Annotated in this window: 19 protein-coding genes; 10 read left to right on the forward strand and 9 right to left on the reverse strand. The window is 40.9% G+C overall.

What is annotated here, in order from left to right; all coding sequences use genetic code 11:
• Positions 1-121: 121 nt before the first annotated feature.
• The 6 genes from H5182_RS19095 to nadK all read right to left on the reverse strand — a co-directional run bounded on the left by H5182_RS19095 (position 122) and on the right by nadK (position 5,688).
• On the reverse strand, positions 122-1,048 hold the full coding sequence (locus H5182_RS19095; protein ID WP_182760456.1) for a hypothetical protein: 927 nt from the start codon (positions 1,046-1,048) through the stop codon (positions 122-124).
• Positions 1,049-1,460: 412 nt separating this feature from the next.
• Positions 1,461-1,781 (reverse strand): hypothetical protein, encoded by a 321-nt coding sequence (locus H5182_RS19100; protein WP_145242196.1) that lies wholly within the window; start codon positions 1,779-1,781, stop codon positions 1,461-1,463.
• Positions 1,782-1,884: 103 nt separating this feature from the next.
• Positions 1,885-2,310 carry a hypothetical protein gene (locus H5182_RS19105; protein ID WP_145242198.1) on the reverse strand — a complete coding sequence of 142 codons (426 nt, stop codon included), beginning with the start codon at positions 2,308-2,310 and terminating at the stop codon, positions 1,885-1,887.
• Between the two features lie 109 nt (positions 2,311-2,419).
• Positions 2,420-4,093, reverse strand: a complete 1,674-nt coding sequence (recN, locus tag H5182_RS19110) for a DNA repair protein RecN (RefSeq protein ID WP_182731954.1) — start codon at positions 4,091-4,093, stop codon at positions 2,420-2,422.
• Positions 4,094-4,185: 92 nt separating this feature from the next.
• Positions 4,186-4,725, reverse strand: coding sequence for a hypothetical protein (locus tag H5182_RS19115; RefSeq protein WP_145242202.1), 540 nt, complete (start codon positions 4,723-4,725; stop codon positions 4,186-4,188).
• Positions 4,726-4,803: 78 nt separating this feature from the next.
• Positions 4,804-5,688, reverse strand: coding sequence for an NAD(+) kinase (nadK, locus tag H5182_RS19120; RefSeq protein ID WP_145242288.1), 885 nt, complete (start codon positions 5,686-5,688; stop codon positions 4,804-4,806).
• Between the two features lie 100 nt (positions 5,689-5,788).
• Here nadK and H5182_RS19125 point away from each other — a divergent pair, with 100 nt between their 5' ends.
• Together H5182_RS19125 and grpE are read left to right on the forward strand one after the other, a co-directional pair.
• Positions 5,789-6,754: an HrcA family transcriptional regulator gene (locus H5182_RS19125; RefSeq protein WP_145242204.1), complete on the forward strand. Its 966-nt coding sequence runs from the start codon at positions 5,789-5,791 to the stop codon at positions 6,752-6,754.
• A 58-nt stretch (positions 6,755-6,812) separates the two neighbouring features.
• Positions 6,813-7,421: a nucleotide exchange factor GrpE gene (gene grpE, locus H5182_RS19130; protein WP_145242206.1), complete on the forward strand. Its 609-nt coding sequence runs from the start codon at positions 6,813-6,815 to the stop codon at positions 7,419-7,421.
• 27 nt (positions 7,422-7,448) lie between these two features.
• On the opposite strand, the gene H5182_RS19135 is transcribed toward grpE, so the two are convergent.
• Positions 7,449-8,648 (reverse strand): Bcr/CflA family efflux MFS transporter, encoded by a 1,200-nt coding sequence (locus H5182_RS19135; protein WP_145242208.1) that lies wholly within the window; start codon positions 8,646-8,648, stop codon positions 7,449-7,451.
• Between the two features lie 192 nt (positions 8,649-8,840).
• Here H5182_RS19135 and H5182_RS19140 point away from each other — a divergent pair, with 192 nt between their 5' ends.
• A complete protein-coding gene (locus tag H5182_RS19140) occupies positions 8,841-9,638 on the forward strand; it encodes a M48 family metallopeptidase (RefSeq protein ID WP_145242210.1) in 798 nt (265 codons plus the stop codon).
• Positions 9,639-9,709: 71 nt separating this feature from the next.
• Here H5182_RS19140 and ald read toward each other — a convergent pair whose 3' ends face one another.
• On the reverse strand, positions 9,710-10,831 hold the full coding sequence (ald, locus tag H5182_RS19145) for an alanine dehydrogenase (protein ID WP_149982720.1): 1,122 nt from the start codon (positions 10,829-10,831) through the stop codon (positions 9,710-9,712).
• A 140-nt stretch (positions 10,832-10,971) separates the two neighbouring features.
• Here ald and lrp point away from each other — a divergent pair, with 140 nt between their 5' ends.
• From lrp to serS, 6 genes are all read left to right on the forward strand, one after another.
• Positions 10,972-11,451 (forward strand): leucine-responsive transcriptional regulator Lrp, encoded by a 480-nt coding sequence (gene lrp / locus H5182_RS19150; RefSeq protein WP_145242214.1) that lies wholly within the window; start codon positions 10,972-10,974, stop codon positions 11,449-11,451.
• Between the two features lie 186 nt (positions 11,452-11,637).
• Positions 11,638-14,106 (forward strand): DNA translocase FtsK, encoded by a 2,469-nt coding sequence (locus tag H5182_RS19155; protein WP_182731956.1) that lies wholly within the window; start codon positions 11,638-11,640, stop codon positions 14,104-14,106.
• Positions 14,107-14,748, forward strand: a complete 642-nt coding sequence (gene lolA / locus H5182_RS19160; RefSeq protein ID WP_149982719.1) for an outer membrane lipoprotein chaperone LolA — start codon at positions 14,107-14,109, stop codon at positions 14,746-14,748.
• Positions 14,741-16,084, forward strand: coding sequence for a replication-associated recombination protein A (locus H5182_RS19165; protein WP_182760457.1), 1,344 nt, complete (start codon positions 14,741-14,743; stop codon positions 16,082-16,084). The genes lolA and H5182_RS19165 overlap by 8 nt, the downstream gene beginning before the upstream one ends.
• A gap of 10 nt (positions 16,085-16,094) precedes the next feature.
• Positions 16,095-16,457 (forward strand): fluoride efflux transporter CrcB, encoded by a 363-nt coding sequence (crcB, locus tag H5182_RS19170; protein ID WP_392352509.1) that lies wholly within the window; start codon positions 16,095-16,097, stop codon positions 16,455-16,457.
• 8 nt (positions 16,458-16,465) lie between these two features.
• Positions 16,466-17,764 carry a serine--tRNA ligase gene (serS, locus tag H5182_RS19175; RefSeq protein ID WP_149982716.1) on the forward strand — a complete coding sequence of 433 codons (1,299 nt, stop codon included), beginning with the start codon at positions 16,466-16,468 and terminating at the stop codon, positions 17,762-17,764.
• Positions 17,765-17,967: 203 nt separating this feature from the next.
• Here the strand turns inward: serS and H5182_RS19180 are convergent, their stop codons facing one another.
• On the reverse strand, positions 17,968-18,072 hold the full coding sequence (locus H5182_RS19180) for a phage integrase N-terminal SAM-like domain-containing protein (RefSeq protein WP_145242227.1): 105 nt from the start codon (positions 18,070-18,072) through the stop codon (positions 17,968-17,970).
• Between the two features lie 174 nt (positions 18,073-18,246).
• Between H5182_RS19180 and H5182_RS19185 the strand changes: the two genes are divergently transcribed.
• On the forward strand, positions 18,247-18,552 hold the full coding sequence (locus tag H5182_RS19185; RefSeq protein WP_145242229.1) for a hypothetical protein: 306 nt from the start codon (positions 18,247-18,249) through the stop codon (positions 18,550-18,552).
• The last annotated feature ends 151 nt before the right edge of the window (positions 18,553-18,703 follow it).

Here is an 18,703-nt window from a genome sequence, read left to right on the forward strand (position 1 = left end):
AAGGTTTAGCGTCATTAAGAGATATTTGGATCAATATTCACTACGGGAGATGAACCGCCCATTGCGGACCCGCATGATGGGTGGTGTGGGGGCTGGAGGTTAGAGACCTCCGGCTACCCGATTAGCTAGCGTTCTTAAACGTAATAGACTTACAAATATCTAGAAGTTCAATGAAAATCCTATTTTCATATGAGTCTACTGGTAGACATTGATCATTTTTCACTATGTTGTCTTGAATATGATATGAGCCGGAAATACGCGCTTCGCTTGTCGTTATACTCAGATCTCCCCACATTCCATCAAACTGGAAATAGAAATTAAATGAGTCCACTACATCACCGAAAAAAAATTCTTCTATGAGATAACATATTCTATCAAAAGGAAGCCTCAAGGAACCTACTTGTCTACCTTTAATGCAGTGATTGTTATAAAGCTCACCGAACCGTAAAACGAAAGTGCTAGAGTTGAAGTTACCAATAAGATTATAATATTGGCAATTAAAATCATAACCTCCTTTACCGTCATCGAACACATTTACAAGATTTACCCTATCATCAATTTCAGCTCTTTCGATTAAACTAGGTTTCTTGTTTTGTTGAGTGGCGTAGAATTTTTTACATATAGACTCTTGTTGGTTTAGCTTAACTTCCAAGTCATCCCAAAAACAAATATCTACAGTAAACGGAATAGAATTCTCTTCTTTTAAATACTCTCTTAGTTTTTCTTGAATACCAACATTTCTCTTAGCTGTTGTCGCAATAATAAAGTGCGTTAACAAGGGCTTAAAATTCAGAGCTTTAGTTATTTCACTTTTTATTTCATCTATTGAAATGTTTTTTTCAGGATATATCTCTTTGCCTTTGCACTGAACGCCATATAACAGCGACATATTATTAGGATAGCCATATATATCCACACCGTTTTGGCGTGAACCATTACGGCCATTAAGGTTGGTTACTCTACTTGACCATTCATGTTCAAATAAATCACGACATAAATGTTCAAAATCTACCCAAGAAGCTAAAGGTTGGTATTGATAAATGGTCAATTAACTCTCCATATTTAAATTGATTCAATAGCTAGCTAACAATTTTATAGTGCGCTCATCGCGTATATTTTTGCCGAGGCTACACTCATTATGTCTACATTATATAGTTTTAACAAATAACCTAAAGCATTGCTACCATTAAGCTTTTTAAAGTAAAGTTTAATAGAACAATATGTGCGCGTCGCATATTTTCATGAATATATGCGCAAAGAGCAGTTTGACCAATCAAGTAACTACGATATTTAGCCAACCTCTACGTCTGCTAATCGCTCTAAGCCGTCATTCAGTTTTAATCATTCATCGTTGGGTTTCGTTGCTCTCAACCCAGCCTACGGTGGTGAATTAAACGCCCAGTTATTTGTTAGGGTGCCTAGCTCCTAGAACCTCCAGCCTAGTACCTTTCCTTTAATGCTTAATGACTCGCTTGCAGGCAATTAAGCCACTCATCGGGTTCAGCTAAAATAAACTCTAGATGATAATTTTCTTTGGTGGTTATTTTGATTCCAGCGGTGGTGATAGGGATTAAACCGCCGGCTTTAGCTGCGCATTTTTCGACATGGGAAATATTATTAAGTTTGATGGCATAACAACCTAAGTTAAGTTGTTTATTGAGGGCTTCAAAATGCAGCAGGTTATCAGTAAGAGTAAGGCGGCCATCAGCTTTAGCAACACCCAGTTGTAATGTTGCATAACAACGTTTTAGCTGGGTGATTTTAGATTGTGTAGCGCTCATTATTCATTCCATCGATTTTTTTATTTTATTGAGTGTATGTTGCTAAATTAAATGTGTCAATTATGTAAAATAAATGTTTTTAATTGTTATTTTAAACAGTGCTTTACAGAAAGTTTTTAGCGCGGTGGTGCATTTTTTGTTGTTTATTAACAAGTACAAAAGCAGCCACGACTAATACCATTTGAGTGGCTAGCGCGCACAGCGTTAACATCAAATCCATACGGTTATCAGCGCGTTGCACTAAGCTTAATTCGATAAACCATGCTATGGCGAGCATTAAAACAAGTGAGCCATGTAAATAACGTTGCAGAGTTATTTTAAACTGAAGGTGCTTCCATTGACTAAATATAAGCAGCGCTAAGCTAATTAACGGGATCAAAAATAGGCTAATAAATGCAATGACTAAAAGTGGTTGCCATGTGCTATTCGTCAGTTGCGTGGTATTTATAAAGTAATCGTTACAACCCGTTAAAAGTGTAAAACAAAAAAGTAGGCTAATTAATTTTATTGGCAATGTTGTTATCGTCATGATTTATATGTGTTCTATTGTTAGTTATTAAGCCTTGCTTTATATAAGTAAGGCTTAATGGATGGTTGTATTTAAAAATAGTCTAAACGTAGGTGTTGTTTTAGCTTAATTAAGCATGCGCCATAATTAACTCTTTTGCGTTAGCTTTGGCTGTTTTACTGATGTTATCACCACCAAGTAAACGGGCAATTTCATCAATACGGCCATGTTTACTGAGTGGCAACATTTGTGTAAAGGTTTCGCCATTGGCAATTTCTTTGGCCACAAAAAACTGCTGATGCCCCGAGCTGGCAACTTGCGGTAAATGGGTTACGCAGATAACTTGAGTTGATTTGCCTAATTGACGTAAAAGCTTGCCTACAGCTGCTGCAGTTGGTCCAGAAATACCTACATCCACTTCATCAAAAATAAGCGTTGGCGTAGTGACTTTTTGCGCAATAATAACTTGTATCGCTAAACTTATACGCGACAGCTCACCGCCAGAGGCGACTTTAGACAGTGGTTGTAATGGCTGCCCGGGGTTGGTTGATACTAAAAACGCTACATTATCAAAACCTAGGCTGTTTGGTGCTTTTTCAGGTTGTGGTGTAAGGGCGATTTCAAACACACCATTTTCCATTGATAAATGCGCCATGCTTGCACTGATCAATGTATTTAATGTCTGCGCGGCCTCATGACGGCTTTCGCTTAGGGTTTGCGCAGCTTGCTGATAAGCTGCTAATGCTTGGTTAATTTCACCTTCAAGTTGCGTTAAACGGGTAGAGTTATTACTAATCGACTCAAGCTCTTGTGTGATACTTTGGTGAAACTCAACTAAGTCCTCTGGTTTAATATGGTGTTTACGTGATAAATCCATCGCACCACTTAATCGTGTTTCAACGTCGATTAGTCGGCTCGGATCAAGTTCAGCTTGCTCTGCATAATTACGAATTTCACGACTCGCTTCCTCAACTTGCACAGCCGCTTCTTCGAGTAAAGCAGCCACACTAGCTAGGCTTTCATCAAACCCCGCAAGCTCAGCAAACTGCTGCGCGCTATGTTGTAATAGGGAACAGGCATTTTGCTCGTCATTTTCGTATAAGCTTTGTAACTCTCGTTGGCATGCTTCAATAATAGTTTGGCTGTGGCTGAGCTTATAATGCTCGGCTTCAATTTGCGAAAATTCATCTGGTTGTAAAGCAAACTCATCAAGCTCAGCTACTTGGTACTCTAATAACTGCTTTTGCGCTGCTTGTTGCAACTGGGCTTGTTCGAGCGCGGTAAATTCTTTTTGTAAGTTTTGGCAATTACGATAATGCTGGCGCACTGCTTCAACCAGAGGTTGATGACCTGCATAAGCGTCTAATAGCTGGAGTTGATGTTCGCTTTTAAGCAAATATTGGTGAGCATGTTGACCATGAATAGAGATCAAGTACTGACCGATTTCTTTTAGTTGGGCTGCAGTGACTGGGGTGCCATTAATATAACTTTTGCTGCGGCCATTTTTACACACCACACGACGAAGTAAGCACTCTTGCTCATCATTCGATAGCAAATGCTGTTCTAAAAACTGCTTAGCCAAGGGGAGGTTGGTTAAATCGAAGGTGGCGCATATTTCAGCGCGCTCAGTGCCTGGGCGAACAGCTGAGGCTTCGGCACGTTCACCCAAACATAAAGATAAGGCGTCAATAGCAATAGATTTACCGGCACCTGTTTCACCCGTAATGGCTGTCATACCGCTTTGCCACTCGGTGCTTAAATTGCTTACAATTGCAAAATTTTTAATCTCTAACCCAGTTAACATACTGTTCATCCATCCAGTCAATTAACTGTTAATTTATACAGTGTTTTGGGTTTTTGCAAATTAATTTTTAATGTCGCTATCTAGTTTATTACTTACTCACTGGTTGATTTCTCAAAATTAGTTTCAGGATCAACAGGTTTGACATAATCTTCAGGATTCGCAGATAAATCATCAGTGCGTAAAACTTTAATCATGGATGGTAAAAGTTCATGGTAAAACGTTTTATTGTAAGCAACGCCGGCTATGGGTAACTCAGCGACAAAAAAATCTAAGCGTTCAGCTAGTGCATCTCGTTCACCTGTTACATAAGTTTTTGCCAACTCACTACTAATCGTGCTGATCAATGACTCGTTTATGCGTTCAAGATACAATAAGTTTTCGTCAGTATGAGGTTGTACGACAAAGAAATTACTGGCAATAACTTGTATTCTTGGGATGTATTTAGGACGAATTATTTTTGCGTCGCAGTACTCATTTAATTTTATTTTTAACTGTTGAGTTACTTCTTTAACGCGATTATTGAATAGCTTTTTTTGCGCTTCAAGCGCTTTTCGGCGATTATTTTCAATCACCAAATAGCTGCCAAGCAGCGTTATCAATAATAATAAAGCAAAGAAAACAACATACGTCATTTCGGTTTGATTTCCCTTGAAAAGGTAATAAATGAATTCAGCTTATTTTGCTCTAAAGTCTGAATGAGCGCAATAAAATTAATATAAACGACTACCCCAGTTGAGCTTAGTGCGAAGTACATGATAGTAAGAGTAGTCTTTGGGGTGGATCAGGCGCAGTTTTTTATCTGCTTTTTTAATTATCACTTCATCGCCAGGCAATACAGCAAGCACCACATGACTATCGCAGCTGACTTGTAAGCTGTCGGTATTCTCTAAGCTGAGCTTTAAGCGTACTTCGTTATCGGCATCAACCACTAATGGTCGGCTTGATAATGTATGCGGAAACATCGGTACTAATGAGATTGCATTTAGTTCTGGGGTCAAAATGGGCCCGCCACCCGACAGCGAATAGGCTGTTGAGCCCGTAGGGGTTGAGACAATTAAACCATCAGAGCGCTGAGAAAAAACAAAATCGTTATTAATGAAGGCTTCAAATTCAATCATGTGAGCGACTTTATCGGCATGTAAAACGGCTTCATTCACTGCTGAGTTAGCACTTTTTAATTCGCCATGGCGATAAACTGCAACTTCTAATAAAAAGCGTTTTTCTTCAAGATATTGACCACTTAATACTTGTTCTAAACTAGCTTCAAAGCCTTCTGGGTTTAAATCTGTTAGAAAGCCTAAATTGCCTCTGTTTACGCCTATAACAGCAACATCAAATCGGGCTAATACCCTTGCTGCGCCAAGCATATTACCATCACCTCCGACCACAATAGCGAGATCGGCACGTTCGCCAAGCTCAACCAGTTTGACTAACTTTTCCTTGGGGACATTGGTTAATTGATGACCTGTTCTCTGCTCTAATAACACGTCAAATCCTAACGCATTTAAAAAAGTGTATAAGCGCTGTAAAGTTGCAGCTGCACCACTGTGATTTGGTTTGCCAATTAAACCTATGGTTTTAAACGGTGATTCCATGATAAACGCATCAATAGTATTAATATCAGTAGAGTAACTCAAAAGTGACAAGTTTGAAAATAACCTTGAAATAAACTCACTACGCCCCGATATCCCCAGTATGCAGCAAGATGTAGATACTATGAATTTAAACCCTCGAGATCAGCAAATATTTTCCGCCGTGATGAGCCTGTACTGTAATGGTGAAGGTCAACCTGTCGCGTCAAGCCGTATTGCCAAGCAAAAAGGTATGGCTGTGTGTTCTGCAACAGTTAGAAATGCGATGTCGCGCCTAGAAAAAATAGGCCTGCTGTATTCACCGCATACTTCTGCTGGACGGGTACCTACTAATGCCGGATTTGATTATTGGCTAAGTGAATTTTTCCCTCTGTCGCAGATTGCGCAATATTGGCAGCCTGCACAAGCGCAATTAGTCGAGATGGCGCATGGTATAAGCCAGCGTTATCAGGTATGTTGCTGCGTTGGTCTGCCACAAGTAAGTTCTCAACACGTTTTTAGAGTTGAAGTATTAGATTTTGACAGCAATGATTGGCTTATTTTACTGTTAGATAGAGCAGGGCAAAGCCATAACATTTGTATTCATAAGCCGGATGATGCGTCTGACACCGTACGTTATCAATTCGCTACTTGGCTTAATACTGTATTCAGTCAGCAAACTTTAATGGAAGGCTTGTACCGTATGCAAGCAATGGCAAATACAGCACCACGAAATTGTCATGATTCGTTAAATCAATGGACCCGTGAGCTGAGCCATAAATTAGGCTCAGATAACAGTATCGTGGTCGGCGAAAATTATTTATATCGGCAAATTGACTGTGAACAAAGCTTAAATATTGGTGTCTCATTTTTGAACTTTGTAGAAGATAAGTTAGCTTTTAAAAATGGTGTGTCGGTTTTAAATACGTCACAATTGCCATTTACTGATTGTGACGAACTGATGGTGATCAGCGTGCCGTATTTTCAAAATCAAGAATATCAAAGTCGTTTTTGTGTAATTTGTCCTAAATCGGCGCAAATTGAAGCAATCATTCAAGAATTTAAATTAATCGAGTCATCTGGCTCTTGAATCTTTTGATTCAATCCCCATAATTACCGCAATTGAAAAGTATTGGAGCACTTAAATTATGTCTGAGCAGACAAAATCACCAGAGCAAGAAGTTGAATTAAACGAAGAATTAGAGCAAATGCAAGCAGACGTTGAAGCGGCTGTAGAAGCTGCTGACGCGCACGAAGGCGAAGAAGTTAGCCCTGAAGCTGAAATTGCTATGCTTTATGCTGAGCTTGAAGATGCGAAACAAACTATCGCAAACCAAAAAGATAGCGTAGTACGTGCCGCTGCAGACGTTGATAATATTCGTCGCCGTGCTGCACAAGATGTAGAAAAAGCGCATAAATTTGCACTTGAAAAGTTCGCTAACGAATTATTACCTGTTATTGATAATCTAGAACGTGCTATTGAGTTCTCAGACAAAGAAAACGAAACCTTAAAGCCATTGCTTGAAGGGATTGATATGACAGTTAAAAGCTTCAACGATGCGGTTGCAAAATTTGGTGTTGAAATTGTTAACCCACAAGGTGAGCAGTTTAATCCTGAATTCCACCAAGCAATGTCGATTCAACCAAGCAATGATGTAACACCTAACACTGTATTAGCAGTGATGCAAAAAGGGTATACATTAAATGGTCGTTTATTACGTCCTGCAATGGTGATGGTATCTAAAGCAGCTGAATAAAGAAGTCGCTTAGTAAAAAAATGCCCGTTAACTACGGGCATTTTTTTTGTTTCTAGCTCGGTGCCAAAGCTGGGCTATTAGTGTTAATACTAATGCGCTGAACATTAAGCTTGAAAATGGTACCGCACTTTGTGCATGCATTAAGGCTAAAATTGGACCGACTAATGCACCGCTGCCAAAGCGCAATGTACCAATAACCGCCGTAGCGGTGCCAGAACGCTCTTCAAACTGCATTAAGATCAATGCATCAGCATTACTAGCGGTAACCCCTAAACTCATCATCAGAGGAGCAATAGCTGCAACAATAAAATACAGCGATAGGTGTAATATGCTAAATGTGAGTAGGGCACTGCCAGCTACAAAGCCGACCGCTAATCCATAATACAGCATTTTTCGTGAACCAATACGTGGTACTAGGCGGGTATTTAAAAAGTTACCAAACATTAGCGCCATGACATTGAAAGCAAATAAAACACCAAATAATTGTTCTGATACTTTAAAGTAATCAAGGTATACAAAGGGCACTGCAGTTAAAAAGCAAAAAAAGCCGAATGAGACAAACATTGAGCTGGCTATATCTGCTCGGGTATCTTTATTTTTAAATACGGTTTTATAGCTATCGAAAAATAGTGCAAAGCCTTTCATCGGGCTTTTGAAAATAGGGATATCGATTAAGTATATTTGTACCAAGGCTAAAATAACAAAGCTGTAACTAGCCAGTACTAAAAAGATTGTTTGCCAGTGAGATAAGCCCATGATCATTGATCCAACCGTTGGCGCGACTAAGGGCGCTACCATCATGATCATCGATACATACGACATTCCTTTAGCAGTATCTTGTTTATAAATATGACGAATTATCCCTGGCACCACAACGGTTGCTGCAGCACCTGTGAATGCTTGTACTCCCCGCAAAGCCCAAAATAGGTGAATGTCATTACAAAAGGCCAATGCGACAGAGCTTAAGCCAAACAATGCTAAGCCGACCTTCGTTAACACGCGACGACCAATTTGATCTGCGATTGGGCCAAAAAATAGCATTCCCAGCGCATAGCCAGCTAAATATATGCTTAACGATATTTGTACATTAGGCATTGTGGTATTAAGGTCGTTAGCAATGACTAACATTGCCGGAAGATACATATCGATTGCCAGTGGCGTAATTGCAACAATACTGGCGAGTAAAGGTAATAGAATGCGTTTATTTAAAGAAACCGAGTCCTGCATGACTAACCCATTAAACAAAAAGAGGCTGCTATTGTAACAGCGACAATTAGTCTTGGGTACTTAGTTTGCATGCTAACTATCGCCTTTAACAGAAATATAACGCAACAGATGTTTTTACTGGCAGTCGATATATTCAATTGCAGGCTGGTTTGCTATTCTAAGAACAATTAAATTGTTAGTTAAGAGAATACAATGAAAAAATTAGTTTTGGCTGTGCTTGCCACCGCTGTATTAGCGGGTTGTAAAACATCACCAACAGGGCGCACGCAAATTGCGCTTTATTCTGATCAACAAATGAGTCAGATGGGTCAGCAAAGCTTTGCTGATATGAAAAAGAATCAAAAAATTAATAATAATCCTCAAGTAAATGCGTATGTAAAGTGTATTGCTGACGATGTGATTGCAGTATTACCGCAACAGTACGCAACTCAGGCGTGGGAAGTGGTGGTATTTGAAGACGATTCAGCTAACGCGTTTGCATTACCCGGTGGCTATATTGGTGTGCATACAGGGTTGTTAAAAGTGGCTGAAAATCAAGATCAGCTAGCAACCGTTATCGGGCACGAAGTAGGGCATGTAATTGCTGAGCACTCTAATGAACGCGTATCACAAAGTTCCTTGCTACAAACAGGTATGCAAGCTGGCAGTGCCGCACTTGAAATGGGCAATGTACAATATCGTAACGAAATTATGCAAGGTCTTGGTTTAGGTGCGCAGTACGGCGTTATTTTACCATTTAGTCGCTCTCATGAATCTGAGGCCGACCAAGTGGGTTTAGATTTAATGGCAAAAGCCGGATTTAATCCAAAAGAATCCGTAACACTTTGGCAGAATATGAGTAAAGCAGGCAGTGGTAATACACCTGAATTTATGTCTACTCACCCAGCACCGGCTAACCGCATTAAAGAGCTACAAGCAAAATTACCACAAGCATTAAATGAGCAAAAAGCAGCAAAAGCGGCGGGTAAAAACCCACAATGTAAGCTGTAATAAACTTTTTTGGTGATATAAAAAAAGCCTGTGAACTGATGTTCACAGGCTTTTATTATTCTAAACGCTAGTTATGCGTTTTCAACAGCAGTACGTGGATCTACGTATGGCATGTTGAAGGCTTCAGCAACTTCTTTGTAAGTTACTTGGCCTTTGATCACGTTAAGACCTTTAAGGAAATTAGCGTCATCTAGTAATGCTTTCTTATAACCTTTGTTTGCAAGGTTAATGATGAAAGGCAATGTTGCATTGTTAAGTGCGAAAGTAGATGTACGTGGTACAGCACCTGGCATGTTAGCAACACAGTAGTGAACAACGTCATCAACGATGAAGGTCGGATCAGCGTGAGTTGTTGCTTTAGACGTTGCGATACAACCACCTTGGTCAATTGCAACATCAACAATTGCAGAGCCAGGCTTCATTGCTTTAATGTGTTCAGCAGTAACTAGTTTAGGTGCAGCAGCGCCAGGGATAAGTACGCCACCAATTACTAGGTCAGCTTCAAGTACATGCTTTTCAAGTGCATCAGCTGTTGAGTAAATCGCTTTAACTTTATTACCAAACTGAGCGTCAAGTGCGCGTAGTACGTCAATGTTACGATCAAGTACGACAACTTCAGCACCAAGGCCAACAGCCATTTGTGCTGCGCTACGACCAACCATGCCGCCGCCAATAACAACAACTTTAGCTGGCTCAACACCCGGTACGCCGCCAAGTAGCATGCCACGACCATGGTTTGATTTTTCAAGCGCTTGTGCACCAGCTTGAATAGACATACGACCAGCAACTTCACTCATAGGCGCAAGTAGTGGCAAACCACCGCGTGAATCAGTTACTGTTTCGTATGCGATACAAATTGCTTTGCTTTTGATTAGGTCTTCAGTTTGTGGAAGATCTGGTGCAAGGTGTAAGTAAGTGAAAAGAATTTGGTCTTCACGTAGCATTGCACGTTCAACGGCTTGTGGCTCTTTTACTTTTATAATCATCTCTGCTGTTGCGAAAACCTCAGCAGCAGTTGCTAGAATTTCTGCACCTGCCAGTGTGTAATCTTCGTTAGTGAAGCCAATGCCCATACCTGCATCAGATTCAACAAAAACTTGGTGGCCGTGGTTTACTAACTCACGAACACTAGCAGGGACCATACCTACACGGTATTCATGGTTTTTTATTTCTTTAGGTACACCGATAATCATAATATTGCCTTAATAGAACGGGATAAAATTTTTCACTATTATATTCATGTACAGGCAGTGTGTCTCACCTTTTTTAATCGGTATTCTAGTGATATAATCTGAAAACACCGTTTAAACAGTACAAAAAACTAGTCGTTATTATGCATGAGTTATTAGACCGTATTGACCGTAAGATTTTAATAGAGCTACAGCACGATGGCCGAGTGTCTAATGTTGAATTAGCTCGACGTGTGGGGCTCAGTGCAACGCCCTGTTTAGAGCGTGTAAAAAAGCTCGAACGCGAAGGTTACATCGTCGGTTATAAAGCCGTGGTTGACCCTGCTAAACTTGGGCAAGGTTTATCGGTGTACGTCGAAGTGACAATCACGAAAACATCACCTGATGTGTTTGATGAATTTAGTGCTGCAGTTAAAAAGCATGATGAAATTATCGAATGCCATTTAGTCTCGGGTAACTTTGACTTTTTACTAAAAACCCGCGTAAATGATATGTCTGAATATCGTGGTGTATTAGGGGATATTCTGCTCAAGCTTCCGAACGTTAGTGAAAGCCGTACCTATGTTGTTATGGAAGAAGTAAAAGGCGAGCAAGGGGTGATTATTCGCCCATATATCGGCTGAATTATGCGCCATTTTTTAGTAACTACTTAAGTTGTATTATTGATACATGCGCGATTAATAAAAACCTGTTCATAATCAGGCCATCATGGTTAAGATAAAGTGCAACAAAAAGTATTTCCTGCTAAGGTATTCCATTGCTAAGAATGAGTACAAAGAAGTACAAAGAAAAATGAGGAATAGCGAGTTATGCGCCTAAACGGTGTACAAAGACTATTAGAAACCGGTTTAATAATTAGCACCTTTGCCGCAATATTTATATTGTGTGCGCTGGTAAGCTTTGATCCTGCTGATCCGAGTTGGTCGCAAACAGGTTATGACAATGTAAGAAACATAACTGGAGCTGCAGGTGCGTGGATCGCCGATATTTTATTGCTGACATTTGGCTGGTTAGCTTATTTTGTGCCAGCTGCACTGCAAATATTTGGCTACTTATTATTTAAGCAACCTCATAGAATATTTCAACTCGACTATACAACGCTATCGCTTAGAGTGATTGGTTTTGCATTATTTATTACCTCAGCGACGGCTATCAGTAGTATTAATTTTGATGATATTTATAATTTTTCATCCGGTGGGGTAGTCGGTGATGTGATAGCTTCAGCGATGATGCCTGCATTTAACTTTACCGGTACCTCGATTTTATTATTATGTTTCTTTTTTGCTGGATTAACATTATTAACAGGCGTGTCGTGGGTGCAATGTGTCGATTTTATTGGCGATTTGATCATGCGAGGTTATCGTTTTATTGCCCATCACTTAAAAGCATGGTTACAACGCGAACGCACTGCAAATACTGAAGTTGTAATTGAACAAGACCCTGTTAATGAGCAACAGACACGTAAAGAAACACCCGCCATTCGCTTTTCAGAACCAAAAGTGGATAGTGATAGTGCGGTGTCAAATCAAGACTCTCATCCTGCATTTGATGATTTGGATGATATTCTGGATCAAGAAATTAATTTTAGCGCCATTGATGATGAACCAATGGACACTGCGGCTGCCTTAAATGCGCTTGATCAAAGCCATGTTACTGAGCCTGAAAAACCAGTTACTACTGTGGTTTCGCCAGCAAGACCAATGCCAAAACCAAAGAGTACCTATCAGCCTCCACCTACCGCAAAAGAAAAGTTTGAGCAGCTACTCGAAGAAAAGCCGCCAAGTACGCCATTACCTACGCTTGATTTGTTAGATAGACCTGATAAAGCCAAAAACCCAATTTCACCAGAAGAGCTTGAAGCTGTATCGAGGTTAGTTGAAACTAAACTCCTTGATTTTAACGTTCAAGCTACGGTTGTTGCCGTATACCCTGGACCTGTTGTAACCCGTTTTGAGCTTGATTTAGCGCCGGGTATTAAAGTTTCTAAAATTACTGGTCTTGCTAAAGATTTAGCCCGCTCGCTATCAGCGGTTAGTGTCCGAGTGGTTGAAGTTATTCCGGGTAAAACCTATGTAGGGATTGAATTACCGAATAAACACCGTGAAATAGTGCGGTTATCAGAAGTAATCGACGCGCCAAAATTTGAGCAAAATCCATCGCCACTGACTATGGTCTTAGGTAAAGATATTGCCGGTGAGCCAATCTGTGCTGATTTGGGTAAAATGCCGCATTTACTGGTGGCAGGTACCACAGGTTCTGGTAAGTCAGTGGGCGTTAATGTAATGATATTAAGCTTACTGTACAAATCAGGCCCTGATGATGTGCGTATGATAATGATTGACCCGAAAATGTTGGAACTTTCTGTTTACGAAGGTATCCCACATTTACTGTGTGAAGTGGTCACCGATATGAAAGAAGCTGCCAATGCGCTGCGTTGGTGTGTAGGTGAGATGGAACGTCGTTATAAGTTAATGTCGGCGTTAGGTGTTCGTAACTTAAAAGGTTACAACCAAAAGGTATTGGATGCGAAAGAGGCGGGTTACCCGATTCTCGATCCATTATTTAAAGATACTGATGGTATGAAAGAAGGACCAGACGAGTTAGGTAAGTTACCGAGTATCGTGGTGGTGATTGACGAATTTGCTGACATGATGATGATTGTTGGTAAAAAAGTTGAAGAGCTAATTGCCCGTATTGCGCAAAAAGCCCGAGCGGCAGGTATTCATTTAATACTAGCAACACAGCGCCCATCGGTTGATGTAATTACTGGTTTAATTAAAGCGAATATCCCAACGCGAATGGCGTTTCAGGTATCAAGTAAAATTGACTCGCGTACCATCTTAGATCAACAAGGCGCAGAAAACCTGCTAGGTATGGGTGATATGCTCTATTTACCGCCGGGCACCAGCGTACCGATACGTGTACATGGCGCGTTTGTTGATGACCATGAAGTACATGCGGTGGTGAATGACTGGAAAGCACGTGCAAAACCAAATTATATAGACGAAATTTTAAATGGTGACGCCACTGAGGATATTTTATTGCCGGGCGAAGCCAGTGAAAACGCGGATGAAGAATCAGATCCGCTTTATGATGAAGCCGTGTCATTTGTTGTTGAAACAGGCAAAGTGTCAGTTTCAAGTGTGCAGCGAAAATTACGTGTTGGTTACAACCGTGCCGCACGTTTAGTTGAACAAATGGAAACATCGGGTATTGTAAGCGCACCAGGTCATAACGGTGCCCGAGATGTATTAGTGCCCAATGGTGGAGCAAATTAAATGAAACAAATTAAATATTTAGCCTTAGCAATTAGCTGTTTTTTATCAGCATCAGTATTTGCAAGTGACAGTGCAACGGATGACAGCCAAGCATTACAAGATAAACTGGCCGGTTTAAAGAGTTTTCAAGCGCAATTTGCGCAGCAAGTTAATGACGACCAAGGTCAATCAATTATGCAAGGTGAAGGTACTATCGCCTTACAACAGCCAATGATGATCCGTTGGCAACAAGCGAGCCCTGATGACACGTTATTTGTATCAAATGGCGATAAAACCTATTACTTCGACAGCTTTGCTGAGCAAGTAACGATTATGAATACTCACAGTTTGATTGATTCAACACCGTTTGTATTACTCACCTCCAAAGATCCGGCGCAATGGCAAAAGTACCAAGTACACGCCACGGATACTGGGTTCAGTGTTACACCTAATAAAGGCGTTGAAAGCCAAGTTGAACAGCTGGATATTGTGTTTGCAGCAGATAAAGTAGGCTTAGCGTCATTATTGGTTAAAGACAGCTCCGGGCAATCATCTACATTTACTTTTAGCGACACTAAAGTAAATCAAAGCCTTGCTACTTCAACCTTTGAGTTTAGTATTCCTGAAGGCGTTGAAATAGACGATCAAAGTCAAGGTGAGTAATTTAGGCTTTAATTTTGGCCCGGATGTGCGCCCACTTGCTGCGCGCATGCGACCAACCAGTTTAGATCAGTATATTGGCCAGCAACATCTATTAAGCCAAGATAAGCCTCTCTATCAAGCTATTTTAGCAGGGCGTTGCCACAGTCTTATTTTGTGGGGGCCGCCGGGCGTTGGTAAAACTACCTTAGCGCAAATTATTGCCAACCATGCCGATGCGGCGCTGATTCAAATGTCGGCGGTAACGGCAGGCATTAAAGATATTCGTGATGCGGTGAGTGAAGCGCGTACTAACCTTGAAGGTCGTGGCCAACGTACCTTACTGTTTGTTGACGAAGTACATCGTTTTAATAAATCTCAGCAAGATGCGTTTTTACCACATATAGAGGATGGTACCTTTATTTTTGTTGGTGCCACCACCGAGAATCCCTCGTTTGCACTAAACAATGCGATTTTATCGCGAGCACGAGTATATGTCCTTAAATCGCTGCAAGACACTGATTTGCATCTTGTTATTGAGCGAGCGCTTGCAATCGATGATGAACTGAAAAATAAAACGGTGGTACTTGCACAAAATGCTAAACAAGCGTTGTGCCAAGCCAGTGATGGCGATGCTCGTAAAGTGCTTAATTTACTTGAGCAGGCGATTGATTTAACCGTAGAGCAAAACGGCCAATACCTAGTTGATGAGCACGTACTCAGTCAAGTATTGCCAACGCATTTAGCCAAGTATGACAAAGGGGGGGATGAATTTTACGATTTGATCTCAGCCTTTCATAAGTCAGTTCGAGGTAGCTCCCCAGATGGTGCTTTGTATTGGTATTGTCGTATTTTAGCCGGTGGCGGCGATCCGCTGTATGTTGCAAGGCGGTTACTCGCCATCGCCACTGAAGATATTGGTAATGCTGATCCGCGTGCCATGGAAGTGGCCCTCAATGCATGGGATATATTTCAGCGAGTTGGACCAAGTGAAGGCGAGCGTGCAATTGCACAAGCTACGATTTACCTAGCTAGCGCACCGAAGAGTAATGCGGTGTACGCGGCGTTTAATCAAGCCAAAGCGGATGCGCAGAACGAGCCAAGTTACCCGGTGCCAGAGCATTTACGTAATGCACCAACCAACTTAATGAAAGACTTAGGCTATGGTGCTGAATATCGCTATGCGCACAATGAAGAAGGCGCCTATGCTGCAGGAGAAAAGTACTTTCCAGAGCAGATAGCCGATAAGCAATATTACTTTCCAACGGATCGTGGCTTAGAACAAAAAATAAAGCAAAAGCTCGACTATTTAAAAGAGCGCGATCATCACAGTGACATAAAACGCTATGACAAGCCTTAAGATATATCTCATGATTGCCGCAGGAGGAGCCTCAGGCGCCTGTTTACGGTTTTTTATTAGTGAAACCATGCTAAAACTACTTGGTAGGGGATTCCCTTTTGGCACGTTGACGGTTAATATTCTTGGTTCATTGTTGATGGGCGTATTATACGGTTTGATAGAGCGCGAAATTATCACCGTTAGCCCCGCTAAAACCCTTATAGGGATTGGCTTTCTAGGTGCTTTGACCACCTTCTCGACATTTTCAATGGATTCGTTGTTGTTATTACAACAAGGTCACTTTTTTAAAATGGCCCTCAATATCACCTTAAATGTGGTGGTGTGTATTTTTATGGCTTGGCTGGGCCTTCAGCTGGTAATGCAAAAAGGTTAAAAACTAACATGTTAGATTCTAAATTATTACGTCAAGATCTCGAGCAAACAGCTGCGCGTCTAGCAGCACGTGGTTACGAGCTAGATACTGCGACTGTCAGCGCACTTGAAGAAAAACGCAAAACATTACAAGTAAAAACACAAGAATTACAAAGTGAGCGTAACAGTAGCTCCAAAGCGATTGGCCAAGCTAAAGCTAAAGGCGAAGATGCACAACCATTGTTAGATGCAGTAAGCAACTTAGGCGCGCAACTTGATAGTGTTAAAGCTGAGCAAGACGCTATTTTAGAAGAGCTTAAGCAAATTTCTTTAGCTATCCCAAATTTACCTGATGAATCAGTACCAGCGGGCGCTGATGAATCTGACAACGTTGAGATTTCAACCTGGGGCGAGCCTAAAAAGTATGATTTTGCAGTAAAAGATCATGTAGACTTAGGACAAGATTTAAACGGCCTTGATTTTGAAATGGGCGTTAAAATTACCGGTTCACGCTTTACTGTAATGCGCGGCGCAATGGCCCGCATGCACCGTGCACTAGTGCAATTTATGCTAGACACGCATACAGATAAAAACGGTTATACAGAAATGTACGTACCGTATTTAGTAAACCGCGACAGTTTATACGGTACAGGTCAATTACCTAAGTTTGCAGAAGACTTATTCCACACTAAAGGTCTTGTAAATGATGACGGTGAAGAGCAAGAAGGTTTTAGCTTAATTCCTACTGCAGAAGTACCACTGACAAACAGCGCGCGTGACGAAATTTACGACGAAAAAGATTTACCAATTCGTTTAACTGCCCACACTCCGTGTTTTAGAAGTGAAGCTGGCAGTTATGGCCGTGATACTCGTGGCCTTATTCGTCAGCACCAGTTCGATAAAGTTGAGCTAGTACAGCTGGTAAAACCAGAAGATTCAATGCAAGCATTGGAAGAGCTAACAGGTCACGCAGAGCAAATATTACAAGCACTAGAGCTACCATACCGTAAAGTAATTTTATGTATGGGTGACATGGGCTTTGGCTCAGCAAAAACCTACGATTTAGAAGTATGGTTACCAGCGCAAGATACCTACCGTGAAATCTCATCATGTTCAAACATGGTTGATTTCCAAGCGCGCCGTATGCAAGCACGTTTTCGTCGCAATGGTGAGAAAAAGCCAGAGTTATTGCATACACTAAACGGTTCGGGTTTAGCGGTTGGCCGTACTCTAGTAGCAATACTTGAAAACTACCAACAAGCGGATGGTTCAGTAGTCGTGCCTGAAGTACTTCGTTCATATATGAACGGCCTTGAAGTAATTAAATAAGCTTTAGAGCTGTAAGTTTTAAGCCGTAAGCTTTAAGAAGAGAAGCCGCTGTTTGTAATGAACAGCGGCTTTTTTATTGAGGGTTTTAGTTAGCAAGTTAGCGAGAGTAAAGTTAGCGCGCTGTGAGATTAACTCGGTGTTAAACCATCACGTAGGAATAAGCTTTAACCATGATCGGGTCAAGCTCATCTGTAGGTCGTGCTTTAGCGCGTTAATTTATATAAGAAACTTAGCACATTCAATGCCTGTGCTCGCGTGCCTTGCCCTACATTTTGCGAGTTTATTAAATGGTTTAAGTATGATTCCATTTTAAAAGTCGTTTTGGTGTATTTTAACCATGGTAATTTTATAACATGCGTAATTGTATGTTTACATTGGAGTTGTTTAGTGGAATTATGAAGCTATGTAATATACGCCGTTTTGGGGTGTTATAACCCCCAAAAGTGGTGTTCAATAAGCCGTTATTTTTCAAAAGTTGAGCTATGTGGAATCAAACTGATAATGGAGATACCATCGGAACGATAGGTTCTGAAATAGGTGAAATAATTAAGGATGAGGAGCATTCTAAAGGTGCCCGTCTAACTTTGGAAAAAGGTGGTGATATTGCGCCATATTCTATAACTAGTGGGGTGTATGGTTGCTTCTTTCATACAACTTACTTATCAACCCTCGAAGAGGGTGTAAGCGAGTTAGATGCTATGAAAGCTGAAATATCAGAGTTCTTTGATACTGAAACGACAGGTAATGAAGAGCATGATTGGATTGTGGCATTTGTTGGTAAGCATTGAAAACTAACAAACCCTTAAACCACAAAGGGCGCAAAACAGCAGGCTTGCGCTCCTTCGTCGCTAATTTTAGCCTGTATTTTGCGCTGGTTAAGCGAGGCGTTGCTCTTAAAGGATTGAGTTTTTCGATACGATTATGCGAAAAATAGAATTT

This window comes from Pseudoalteromonas sp. SG44-17, assembly GCF_014164235.1.
Taxonomy (GTDB): Bacteria; Pseudomonadota; Gammaproteobacteria; order Enterobacterales; family Alteromonadaceae; genus Pseudoalteromonas; species Pseudoalteromonas rhizosphaerae.

Coding starts and splice junctions, on each gene's coding strand:
- lolA (WP_149982719.1), top strand. CDS start 14,107: ATGAAACAAATTAAATATTTAGCCTTAGCAATTAGCTGTTTTTTATCA.
- H5182_RS19100 (WP_145242196.1), bottom strand. CDS start 1,781: ATGAGCGCTACACAATCTAAAATCACCCAGCTAAAACGTTGTTATGCA.
- H5182_RS19135 (WP_145242208.1), bottom strand. CDS start 8,648: ATGCAGGACTCGGTTTCTTTAAATAAACGCATTCTATTACCTTTACTC.
- H5182_RS19115 (WP_145242202.1), bottom strand. CDS start 4,725: ATGACGTATGTTGTTTTCTTTGCTTTATTATTATTGATAACGCTGCTT.
- crcB (WP_392352509.1), top strand. CDS start 16,095: ATGATTGCCGCAGGAGGAGCCTCAGGCGCCTGTTTACGGTTTTTTATT.
- H5182_RS19185 (WP_145242229.1), top strand. CDS start 18,247: ATGTGGAATCAAACTGATAATGGAGATACCATCGGAACGATAGGTTCT.
- H5182_RS19125 (WP_145242204.1), top strand. CDS start 5,789: ATGCAGCAAGATGTAGATACTATGAATTTAAACCCTCGAGATCAGCAA.
- H5182_RS19140 (WP_145242210.1), top strand. CDS start 8,841: ATGAAAAAATTAGTTTTGGCTGTGCTTGCCACCGCTGTATTAGCGGGT.
- ald (WP_149982720.1), bottom strand. CDS start 10,831: ATGATTATCGGTGTACCTAAAGAAATAAAAAACCATGAATACCGTGTA.
- recN (WP_182731954.1), bottom strand. CDS start 4,093: ATGTTAACTGGGTTAGAGATTAAAAATTTTGCAATTGTAAGCAATTTA.
- H5182_RS19105 (WP_145242198.1), bottom strand. CDS start 2,310: ATGACGATAACAACATTGCCAATAAAATTAATTAGCCTACTTTTTTGT.
- serS (WP_149982716.1), top strand. CDS start 16,466: ATGTTAGATTCTAAATTATTACGTCAAGATCTCGAGCAAACAGCTGCG.
- nadK (WP_145242288.1), bottom strand. CDS start 5,688: ATGGAATCACCGTTTAAAACCATAGGTTTAATTGGCAAACCAAATCAC.
- lrp (WP_145242214.1), top strand. CDS start 10,972: ATGCATGAGTTATTAGACCGTATTGACCGTAAGATTTTAATAGAGCTA.
- H5182_RS19155 (WP_182731956.1), top strand. CDS start 11,638: ATGCGCCTAAACGGTGTACAAAGACTATTAGAAACCGGTTTAATAATT.
- grpE (WP_145242206.1), top strand. CDS start 6,813: ATGTCTGAGCAGACAAAATCACCAGAGCAAGAAGTTGAATTAAACGAA.
- H5182_RS19180 (WP_145242227.1), bottom strand. CDS start 18,072: ATGGAATCATACTTAAACCATTTAATAAACTCGCAAAATGTAGGGCAA.